The organism is Streptomyces caniscabiei, from assembly GCF_014930365.1.
Classification (GTDB): domain Bacteria; phylum Actinomycetota; class Actinomycetes; order Streptomycetales; family Streptomycetaceae; genus Streptomyces; species Streptomyces caniscabiei.
This window is the reverse complement of sequence record NZ_JABXWI010000045.1, coordinates 1-9,418: the sequence shown is the minus strand read 5'-3', so window position 1 is coordinate 9,418 and position 9,418 is coordinate 1. Positions and strand designations below refer to the sequence as shown.

The 9,418-nt window shown below is 70.5% G+C and carries 9 protein-coding genes; 2 read left to right on the top strand and 7 right to left on the bottom strand.

What is annotated here, in order from left to right; genetic code table 11:
• Window positions 1-594: maltotransferase domain-containing protein (locus HW837_RS47750; protein WP_193382246.1), on the bottom strand; the 594-nt coding region annotated here is incomplete at its 3' end.
• Between the two features lie 60 nt (window positions 595-654).
• Window positions 655-1,017 carry a DUF5133 domain-containing protein gene (locus HW837_RS47745; RefSeq protein ID WP_045555778.1) on the bottom strand — a complete coding sequence of 121 codons (363 nt, stop codon included), beginning with the start codon at window positions 1,015-1,017 and terminating at the stop codon, window positions 655-657.
• 268 nt (window positions 1,018-1,285) lie between these two features.
• Here HW837_RS47745 and HW837_RS47740 point away from each other — a divergent pair, with 268 nt between their 5' ends.
• Window positions 1,286-1,801, top strand: a complete 516-nt coding sequence (locus tag HW837_RS47740; RefSeq protein ID WP_045555777.1) for a hypothetical protein — start codon at window positions 1,286-1,288, stop codon at window positions 1,799-1,801.
• Window positions 1,802-1,824: 23 nt separating this feature from the next.
• A complete protein-coding gene (gene glgX / locus HW837_RS47735) occupies window positions 1,825-3,924 on the top strand; it encodes a glycogen debranching protein GlgX (RefSeq protein WP_177261733.1) in 2,100 nt (699 codons plus the stop codon).
• Between the two features lie 21 nt (window positions 3,925-3,945).
• Here the strand turns inward: glgX and HW837_RS47730 are convergent, their stop codons facing one another.
• The 5 genes from HW837_RS47730 to HW837_RS47710 all read right to left on the bottom strand — a co-directional run bounded on the left by HW837_RS47730 (window position 3,946) and on the right by HW837_RS47710 (window position 9,334).
• Entirely contained in the window at window positions 3,946-4,746 is an 801-nt protein-coding gene (locus HW837_RS47730; protein ID WP_045555776.1) for a VOC family protein, read from the bottom strand.
• Window positions 4,747-5,161: 415 nt separating this feature from the next.
• Window positions 5,162-6,193 carry a LacI family DNA-binding transcriptional regulator gene (locus HW837_RS47725; RefSeq protein WP_193382247.1) on the bottom strand — a complete coding sequence of 344 codons (1,032 nt, stop codon included), beginning with the start codon at window positions 6,191-6,193 and terminating at the stop codon, window positions 5,162-5,164.
• Window positions 6,190-7,095 (bottom strand): carbohydrate ABC transporter permease, encoded by a 906-nt coding sequence (locus tag HW837_RS47720; RefSeq protein WP_045555774.1) that lies wholly within the window; start codon window positions 7,093-7,095, stop codon window positions 6,190-6,192. Before HW837_RS47720 ends, HW837_RS47725 begins: the two co-directional genes overlap by 4 nt.
• On the bottom strand, window positions 7,092-8,015 hold the full coding sequence (locus HW837_RS47715; protein WP_060885800.1) for a carbohydrate ABC transporter permease: 924 nt from the start codon (window positions 8,013-8,015) through the stop codon (window positions 7,092-7,094). The genes HW837_RS47720 and HW837_RS47715 overlap by 4 nt, the downstream gene beginning before the upstream one ends.
• On the bottom strand, window positions 8,012-9,334 hold the full coding sequence (locus tag HW837_RS47710) for an extracellular solute-binding protein (protein ID WP_045555772.1): 1,323 nt from the start codon (window positions 9,332-9,334) through the stop codon (window positions 8,012-8,014). The genes HW837_RS47715 and HW837_RS47710 overlap by 4 nt, the downstream gene beginning before the upstream one ends.
• Window positions 9,335-9,418 lie beyond the last annotated feature (84 nt).

The following is a 9,418-nucleotide window of genomic DNA, read 5'->3' as shown; positions in this document are numbered from 1 at the left end:
CTCGCGTTCGACCAGCAGGGGCAACGGCTCGGAGGAGGTGACCAGTTCCCGCAGGGGATGGCGGGTCAGGACCTCCTCCACCTCCGGCGCCGACGCCGCCGCCAGCCGGTCGGCGGCCGGCAGGGTGTCGTCGCGGAGCCTGCCGACCACCGCCACCAGGACCGCGTGCAGATCCGCCTCCGGCACCCCGGCGGCCGCCCGTACGTAGAGTTCGGCGCCCTCCTCCAGCACCAGCTCGGTGTCGATGCCGGCCGGGATCTTGATCCGGGCGTGGTGGCGCCAGGTGGCGACGGGATCGCTCCATGCCTCGACGCGGTACGTCCAGCGGCCCTCGGAGGTGGGGGTGACCCAGGCGGCCCAGCGGTCGGTGCCGGGGGCCAGTTCGCGCATCGGGGTCCACGGCGCCGGACGGCCCTCCGGGTCCTTGAGCACGACATTGGCGGCCACCACGCCGTGCCCCTCGCGGAACAGCGTCGCGGTGACCTCGAAGGTCTCGCCGACTACCGCCTTCGCGGGACGCCTGCCGCACTCGACGAGCGGGCGGACATCCCTGACGGGAACGCGGCCGACGGCCGGGGCCGGAGTCGGGCTCATGGGTCTCACCTCCGCCGTGCTCGGGAATCGGCGCTGGGCCGAACGGGTGCTCTGCGGGTCCTACAGCCCTGCCGTGGAACGCCGGCCGGGCGGCGGACCACCTCTGGCGGAACGGCTCTCGCCGGTCCGGGCCTTGCCGGACCCCTTACGGGCCCGGTCCTTACGGGTCTTGCCGGTGGGTTCCTGCGGGGGACGCTCGCCCTGCTCCTGGAGATAGGCGGGCAGGCTCGTCCGCAGATAGCGCTCGGCGGCCGCCACGGCCTCGCGGGCACAGCGTTTGCCCATCAGGACGCACAGCGTGTAGCCCGAGTCCTCGAAACTGTCCCGGGCCGCGCGGTCGGTCGGGGACGCGAGCATCACGCGTTCCCAGGTGCGGTAACGCCGCAGATGTCTGGCCACCTCGTTCTTGGCGGGCAGCAGCATGTGCTGGTCCCTCCCGGCACTCTCGGCGGAGCACGCTTCCCGGGGGAGGTCGTGCGCGGAGGGGCACCGACGCCTCGCGGAGCCGATGCCTTCACTCATGGTGCACGCGCGACCACCCCACGTCTTGTTGGTTCTTCAACGACCTCGGGAGTCGCTCGTGTTGCACGAATGGCGTAGCCCTCCCACTCTGGAGCTGACTCAGAAGTGATCGGTGCTCACGCTTCGTGCACACGGGGCGGAGAGCTTCGCCGGTGAGGAGCCCACGACGATGAAGACCGCAGTGCCTCGCTACTACCACCTCGACGTGGAAGTCAGTCCGGAGCGGGTCGGGCAGGTCAGCCGCATCCTGGCCGCTCACCTCCGGTTCTGGGACCTGGAGACCCTCGTCCAGCCCGTCTGTCACAGCGCCGAACTCCTCCTGCGCGCCATCGAGGAGCACGCGACCGACAAGAACACGTCGATCGAGATGTGGTGGAACGGTCAGCACCTCATCTCGGCGGTGGCCGAGAACGACCGGGAGCTGCGCCCGGACCGGGAGTTGCGGCCCTGCCTCACCCGGATCGCCGCGCTCAGCGACGGCTGGGGCTGCTGCACCACCGACACCGGCAGCACGGTCATCTGGTTCACCCAGCGGGCACCCGTCGACCAGAGCGTGCCCCTGGTGCCGATGGCACCCGAGCCGGCCCTGCGCGAAGTGCTCCAGGTGCCCCGCGAGATGCCCGTCGCGGCGCTCGCCGGTGCGCCCGGCGGCGATGCCTCGGACAGCTCCGAAGCCGCGCGGTGACCGTGCGGCCGAACCGCCGAGGGGTGCCCGTGTGGAGCGGGCACCCCTACCCGCTGGGTGCCTCCTACGACGGCACCGGCACCAACTTCGCCCTCTTCAGCGAGGTCGCCGACCGTGTCGACCTCGTCCTCGTCGACGACGCGGGCCGCCATCGCGCCGTCCCCCTCACCGAGGTCGACGGTTTCGTCTGGCACGGCCGCCTCCCCGGCGTCAGCCCCGGGCAGCGCTACGGCTACCGGGTGCACGGCCCCTGGGACCCCGCCGCCGGCCACCGCTGCGATCCGGCGAAACTGCTGCTCGACCCGTACACCACGGCCGTCGACGGGCAGACGGACAACCACCCCTCCCTCCGTGAACCCGGCGCCGACAGCGCCGGCCACACCATGCTCGGCGTCGTCACCGACCCGTTCTTCGACTGGGGGGACGACCGCCCGCCCCGGCGGCCCTACGCCGACACCGTCGTCTACGAGGCGCACGTCCGCGGACTCACGCGCACCCACCCCGACGTGCCCCCCGAACTGCGCGGCACCTACGCCGGGTTGGCTCACCCCGCCGTCGTCGAGCACCTCACCTCGCTGGGCGTGACCGCGATCGAGCTGATGCCGGTCCACCAGTTCGTGCAGGACGGCGTCCTCCAGGACCGGGGCCTCGTCAACTACTGGGGCTACAACACCATCGGCTACTTCGCGCCCCACAACGCCTACGCCGCCCACGGCACCCGGGGCCAGCAGGTCACCGAGTTCAAGTCGATGGTCAAGGCGCTGCACGCCGCCGGCCTCGAAGTGATCCTCGACGTTGTCTACAACCACACCGCCGAGGGCAACGAGAAGGGACCCACCCTGTCCTTCCGCGGCATCGACAACAGCTCGTACTACCGCCTGGTGGACGGCGACTGGGCGCACTACTACGACACCACCGGCACCGGGAACAGCCTCCTGATGCGGCACCCGTACGTGCTCCAGCTCATCATGGACTCGCTGCGGTACTGGGTCACCGAGATGCACGTCGACGGCTTCCGCTTCGACCTGGCCGCCACGCTGGCGCGGCAGTTCCACGAGGTGGACCGCCTCTCGGCGTTCTTCGACCTGATCCAGCAGGACCCCGTGATCAGCCGGGTCAAGCTCATCGCCGAACCCTGGGACGTCGGCGAGGGCGGCTACCAGGTCGGCAACTTCCCGCCCCTGTGGTCCGAGTGGAACGGCAAGTACCGTGACGCCGTACGGGACTTCTGGCGGGGCCGTCCCCATATGCTCGGCGAGTTCGCCTCCCGGCTGACCGGCTCCGCCGACCTCTACGAGCACAGCCGGCGCCGCCCGCGCGCGAGCGTCAACTTCGTCACCGCGCACGACGGTTTCACCCTGCGCGACCTCGTCTCCTACGACGACAAGCACAACGAGGCCAACGGCGAGGGCGACCGGGACGGCGAGAGCGTCAACCGCTCCTGGAACTGCGGAGCGGAAGGACCCACGCGGGACCCGCGCGTCCTCGCCCTGCGTGCCCGACAGCAGCGCAATCTGTTGGCCACACTGCTGCTGTCCCAGGGCATCCCGATGATCTGCCACGGCGACGAGTCGGGCCGCACCCAGGGCGGCAACAACAACGCCTACTGCCAGGACAACGAGGTCTCGTGGCTCGACTGGCGGCTCGACGACGAACGGCGCGCGCTGCTCTCCTTCACCCGCGACCTGATCGCCCTGCGCGCCGCCCATCCGGTGCTGCGTCGCCGCCGCTTCTTCCGGGGCGAGACACCGGCCCGCGCGGACCGGCCGCTGCCCGACCTGGTGTGGCTGCGACCGGACGCCCGCGCGATGACCGACGCCGACTGGGAACGCTCCGACGCCCACGCCGTGGCCGTGTTCCTCAACGGCGACGCCATCGCCGAACGGGACCACCGAGGCGGCCCCGTCGTCGACGACTCCTTCCTGCTCCTGCTGAACAGCCACTGGGAGCCGCGGGTCTTCCGGCTGCCCGGCACCGCGTACGGCGAGCGCTGGACGACCCGCGTCGACACGACCGCCGAGCCCGACGGCGTCCCGGACGAGTGCGAGTACAAGGCGGGTGCCGAGATCACCGTCGAGGCGCGGGGACTGCTGCTGCTGTCACGGCCTTCCCGGGCCGGCTGAGCGGCGGACGGGGAGGGGCGGTCAGCGCTCGGTGCGCGACGTGATCGTGAACTGGGCGCCGTCGGGGTCGCGCAGCACCGCCTCGTGCGCGGTCTCGGTGAGGATCGTGCCGCCGTGGTGCTGGGCGGCCTCGACACGGGCCGCCACGTCGGAGACGGAGAAGTGCACCTGCCAGTGCGGGCGGATCGTGGGATCGGGCGCGGCCTCCAGCGCGCCGGAGGTGATCCGGGCGACCACCTCGCCCTCGCTGCGCAGGACGACCTCGTTCGCCTCGTAGCGCACCTCGCAGCAGCCGGGCCTCTCGGTGGCCCACTCCAGGACCTCGCCGTAGAAGATCGCCGCGTCGAAGGCGTCGCGGGTGTGCAGCCGGATGAAGGCCGGGGCGGCCTTGCGCCAGGTCTCCCAGTCCGTGAAGAGCGTGCCCTCCCAGATCCCGAAGGAGGCGCCGTGCCGGTCCGCCAGCAGGGCGGCGCGGCCGGGCGGGAAGGAGAGGGGGCCGACCGCGACCGTGCCGCCGCGCTCCCTGGCCCGGGAGGCGGCCGCGTCGGCGTCCGACACGGCGAAGTACGGGGTCCAGGCGACCGCCATCTGCCACAGCGAGGCCACCCCGGCGATCCCGGCGACGGGCACACCGTCGGCCAACGCGATCCGGAAGTGGTCGCCGAGCTTGGCGGTACGCCATCGCCAGCCCAGTACGGCGGCGTAGAAGTCCTCCGTGGCCGGCAGGTCCCGGCTGGTCAGGCTCACCCAGCAGGGCGCGCCGAAGACGGAGTGGCTGGAGAGGACGTTCTCGTCGTCCCGGTGATCGCTGTCGCTGTTCATGGCAGTGGTTCCTGGTCTCGTCCGTCGGCACACCCCCCGGCGCACTCCAGTGTCCAACCGGATCCGGGGCCGGTGCCCGTCGAGTACCCCGAGACGCCGCCCTGACCCCGGTGACCACGCGATCTTCGGACGGCCGTTCGGGTGATGACGACGGCCCCGGCTGCTTGCCGAGCATCCGTTCGCGCATGCGCGACGGAGCGGGTGAGCGAGGTCCCCGCCCGCGCTGAAGCACGGCCCGGCCCTCGGCACGGTGGTGCGCGACTCGATGGACGCCATCCGCATGGCCATCGCGCTCGGCATCGGGTTCCCGTGCGCGCTGCGGCACCCGGGCACCCGGGTCACCGAAGAGAGACGAACACCCGACCGGGAGCCCGTGCACCACTGACGCAGACACGGGCCCAGGACGTGTGCCGCCTCACGTCGACTCCCGCCGCACCAGCTCCGTCGGCAGGATCACGGCGGCCGGGGCCTCGCCGCCGATCTGCGCCAGCAGGACCCGCACCATCTCGTTGCTGATCCGGTCGTAGGGCTGGCGGATGGTGGTGAGCGCGGGGACGGACTCCGTCGCCGCCGCCGAGTCGTCGAAGCCGCCCAGGGACACGTCCTCGGGGACCCTGCGGCCCGCCCGGCGCAGTGCCGCGAGGGCGCCCTGTGCCATCAGGTCGGAAGCCACGAACACGGCGTCCAGGTCGGGGGCCCGCTTCAGCAGCAGGTCGGTGCCCGCCTCGCCGCTGGCCCGGCTGTAGTCGCCGGAGGCGATGAGCCGCTCGTCGATCTCGACGCCCGCCTCGGTGAGCACCTCCTTGTAGCCGGCGAGGCGGTCGACACCGCCGGGCGAGTCCAGCGGGCCGGTCACGACACCGATCCGGCGACGGCCCAGCGACAGCAGATGGCGCACCATGTCACGGGCGCCGTCGCGGTCGTCGGCGGCCACATAGCTCACCTTGGAGCCGGGGGTCATGGGCTTGCCGCACTGGACGAGGGGGATTCCCGCCTCGCGCAGCTCCTGGGCGACCGGGTCCGCGGAGTGGCTGGAGACCACCAGCACACCGTCGACGTGGCCCGCCGTGATGTACCGCGTTATCCGGCGCCGCTCGTCCTCCGTGCCCGCCACCATCAGCAGCAGCGGGATGTCGTGCGCGGCCAGCGCCTGGGTGCAACACCGCAGGAGGACGTTGAAGTTGGGATCCTCGAAGAGCTTCTCCTGCGGTTCCGTCAGCAGGAAGCCGATCGAGTCGGAACGGCCCGTGATCAGTGAGCGGGCATGCCGGTTCACGACGTAACCCGTCCTGCGGATCGCGGCGTTGACCGCCTCGGCTGCCGTCGGGCTGACGTAGTGACCGCCGTTGAGCACGCGTGAGACGGTTCCCCTGGAGACTCCCGCCTCGCGCGCCACGTCGTGAATGGTCGGCGGTTTGCGCCTGCCCCCCGTGTTGCTCATGGTCATGACTTTACGGCTCCGGACAGCAGATCGAGGCTCCAGAACCGCTGGATGACCAGGAAGAGCGCGATCAGCGGGATCACCGCGAGCAGCGCACCCGTGATCACCAGGGTGTAGAGAGCCGGCGTGTTCGCACCCTGTTCGAGGAGGGTGAACAGGCCCAGGGTGATCGGGAACTTCTCGTCGTCGCTGAGCATGATGTACGGCAGCAGGAAGTTGTTCCAGACCGCCACGAACTGGAACAGGAAGACCGTCACCAGCCCCGGCACCATCATCGGCAGCGCGATCCGGGTGAAGATCCGCCACTCGCTCGCCCCGTCCATCCGCCCGGCCTCCACCACGTCGGCGGGGACTGCGGCAGCGGCGTAGATCCGGGACAGGTACACGCCGTACGGGGAGAGGACCAGCGGCAGCAGCACCGACCAGTAGCTGTCCGCCAGGTCCGCCTTCGCCATCAGCAGGTACTGCGGGATCGCCAGGATCACCGGCGGCATCAGCACGCCCGCCATCAGCACGTTGAAGACGGTCTCGCGACCCTTGAAGCGGTAGATCGCGAGCGCGTAGCCGCTGATCGCGGAGACGGCCGTCGACAGGAGGGCGCCGAGGCCCGCGTACAGGGCGGAGTTGCCCATCCACTGCCAGTAGATGCCGTCGCGGTAGGCGTTCAGGTCGGACAGGTTGTCCGCGAAGCCGCTGCCCGGCAGGAAGGTGAAGGTGGAGAACAGCTCGCTGCCCGACTTGGTGGCCGCGATCAGCACCCAGGCGACGGGGAGCAGACAGTAGATCGCGCCGAGCAGCAGGGTGAGCGTCGGGACGAGCGCGATCCGGCGGCGCAGCGGCGGCCCCTGGGCGGTGCCCGGTGTCGTCCCCGCCGCCGGGGCGGCCTTGCGTACGGCAAGAGAACTCATCCTGCTGCCTCCTGCTTCTGACGGGAGTTCGCGGCCCTCAGGAACCCGAAGGAGAGGACCAGGGTCGCCACGGCGATGATCACCGCGCCGGCGGCCGCCGAGTAGATGTCGCCCTCGCCGAAGGCGTCCCGGTAGACCTTCATCAGCGGACTCCACGTGGTGGAGACCGAGTTGGTGAGGGGCTTGAGGGTGGTGGGTTCGCTGAACACCTGGAGAGTCGCGATGATCGAGAAGAAGAAGGTCAGCACCAGCGACGGCGCCACCATCGGGATCTTGATCTTCAGCGCGATCTGCAGCGGTGTCGCGCCGTCGAGCTTGGCCGCCTCGTACACCTCGGCGGGGATCGCCTGGAGCGAGGTGTAGATGACGATCATGTTGAAGCCCGTGCCGCCCCAGATCGCGATGTTCGACAGCGCCGCGTACAGACCGCCGCCGTCCAGCAGGTCCGGCTGCGGCAGGCCCAGCTTCTCCAGCACGAAGTAGAAGGGGCTGACGTCGGGGAGGTAGAGGAAGCCCCAGAGCAGGGCCGCCACGACGCCCGGGACGGCGTACGGCAGGAAGATCGCCAGCCGGGTGAAGGGGGCGAGGCGCACCTTGTCGCTGTCCAGCATCAGGGCGAAGACCAGGGCCAGGCCGAGCATGACCGGGACCACGATCGCTCCGTAGCCGAGGACGCGCAGGGTGCCGTCGAGCAGCTCGGAGTCGGTCAGCGCGTCGGTGTAGTTCTCCAGGCCCGCCCACACCTCGCTGCGCGCGCCCGAGCCGAGGCCGAGGCCCTTGACCTGCACCTTGTGCAGGCTGAGCCAGACCGCGTAGCCGATCGGCAGTGCGAAGAAGAGAGCGAACAGGATCGTCGCGGGGAGGAGGAAGGCGTACGGGGCCCCCTTGACCCCGTACGACCTCCGGCGTGCGCTGGTCACTCCGCGACCTCGAAGCCCTGCTTCTTCATGTCGGCGACCGTGTCGTCCTGCATCTTCTTCAGGGCGGCGCCGAAGTCGGACTTGTTCTTGGCGGCGGCGCCGAACGCGTCCTTGAAGGTCGTGTAGGCGACGTTCACGTTCGGGCCCCACGCGGAGGGCGCGGTCGTCTTCGCGATCTCGGAGGCCACGGTGTAGAAGTCGGCCTGGTTGGCGAAGAAGGCCGGCGGCTCGGCGAACGCGTCACTGGTCTGCGCGGTGGTGGCGGCCGGGTAGATACCGCCCTCCTTCGCCAGCGCGGTCAGCGCCTCGGGGTCCGTGTTCAGCCAGGTGGCGAACTTCGCGGCGGCACCCTTGTTCTTCGAGTCCGTGGTGACGGCCGTCGAGGAGCCGCCCCAGCTGCCGGTGGTGTTCTCGGAGGCGGACCACTGCGGCAGCGGCGCCACCTTCCACTTGCCCTCGGTGTCGGGCGCGGCCGTGGTCAGCGTGCCCGGCGCCCACACGGCGCTGACCCAGGCGATCTGCTTGCCGGTGTTCAGCGCCTTGTTCCAGGCCGGGGTGTACATCGGCTGGTTGTCGATGGCGCCCTCCTTCACCAGGCCGCCCCAGAAGTCGGCGACGCGCCGCGTGGCGGTGTCGTCGATGCCGACCTTCCACTTCTGGCCCTCGGTGGTCCACCACTGGGCGCCCGCCTGCTGGGCGAGACCGGCGAAGAGACCGGAGTCGTTCGCGGAGAACGTCGTCAGGTCGACGTCCGCGTCCGCCTTCTTCAGCTTGCGCGCGGTCTCGGCGAACTCGTCCCAGGTCTTCGGGACCGTGAGGTCGTACTTCTTGAAGAGGTCCTCGCGGTAGTAGAACATCATCGGCCCGATGTCCTGCGGTATCGCGTAGACGGCGTCGGAGCCCAGCGTGGTCTGCTGCCAGACACCGGTGGCGAACTTGCTCTTCGCGTCGCCCGCCTCGCCCGCGATGTCGGCGACCGCGTCGTTGCTGACCAGGGTCGGCAGTGCCTGGTACTCGGCCTGCACCAGGTCCGGGCCCTTGCCCGCCTTGTGCGCGGTGAGGATCTTGGTGACCAGGGTGTCGCCGGAGGCCTGCTTCTTCACCGTGACGGTGATCTGCTGCTCCTTGCCGGGGCCCTTGTTCCACAGGTCCACGACCTTGTCCATGCCCGGCGTCCAGGTCCAGTACGTGAGCTTCGCCGGCCCCGACTGGGCCTCGCCCTCGTCGTCGGACCCGCCGCAGGCGGCGAGTGTGGTGGCGCCGAGCGTGACGGCGACGGCGGTGGCCACAAAGCGCCGGTGCTTCGTGATGTTGGGCATGGATCGTTCTCCCCTGACCTGGGTCCTCGCCTGCTGCGAAGACCATGCCATGCTGCTGTGAGCGTTCACAGCCAGTGCATCTGT

Excerpts from the sequence above, each read along its gene's own strand:
- HW837_RS47745 (WP_045555778.1), bottom strand. The coding sequence starts at position 1,017 with ATGCTGCTGCCCGCCAAGAACGAGGTGGCCAGACATCTGCGGCGTTAC.
- HW837_RS47740 (WP_045555777.1), top strand. The coding sequence starts at position 1,286 with ATGAAGACCGCAGTGCCTCGCTACTACCACCTCGACGTGGAAGTCAGT.
- HW837_RS47730 (WP_045555776.1), bottom strand. The coding sequence starts at position 4,746 with ATGAACAGCGACAGCGATCACCGGGACGACGAGAACGTCCTCTCCAGC.
- HW837_RS47725 (WP_193382247.1), bottom strand. The coding sequence starts at position 6,193 with ATGACCATGAGCAACACGGGGGGCAGGCGCAAACCGCCGACCATTCAC.
- HW837_RS47720 (WP_045555774.1), bottom strand. The coding sequence starts at position 7,095 with ATGAGTTCTCTTGCCGTACGCAAGGCCGCCCCGGCGGCGGGGACGACA.
- HW837_RS47710 (WP_045555772.1), bottom strand. The coding sequence starts at position 9,334 with ATGCCCAACATCACGAAGCACCGGCGCTTTGTGGCCACCGCCGTCGCC.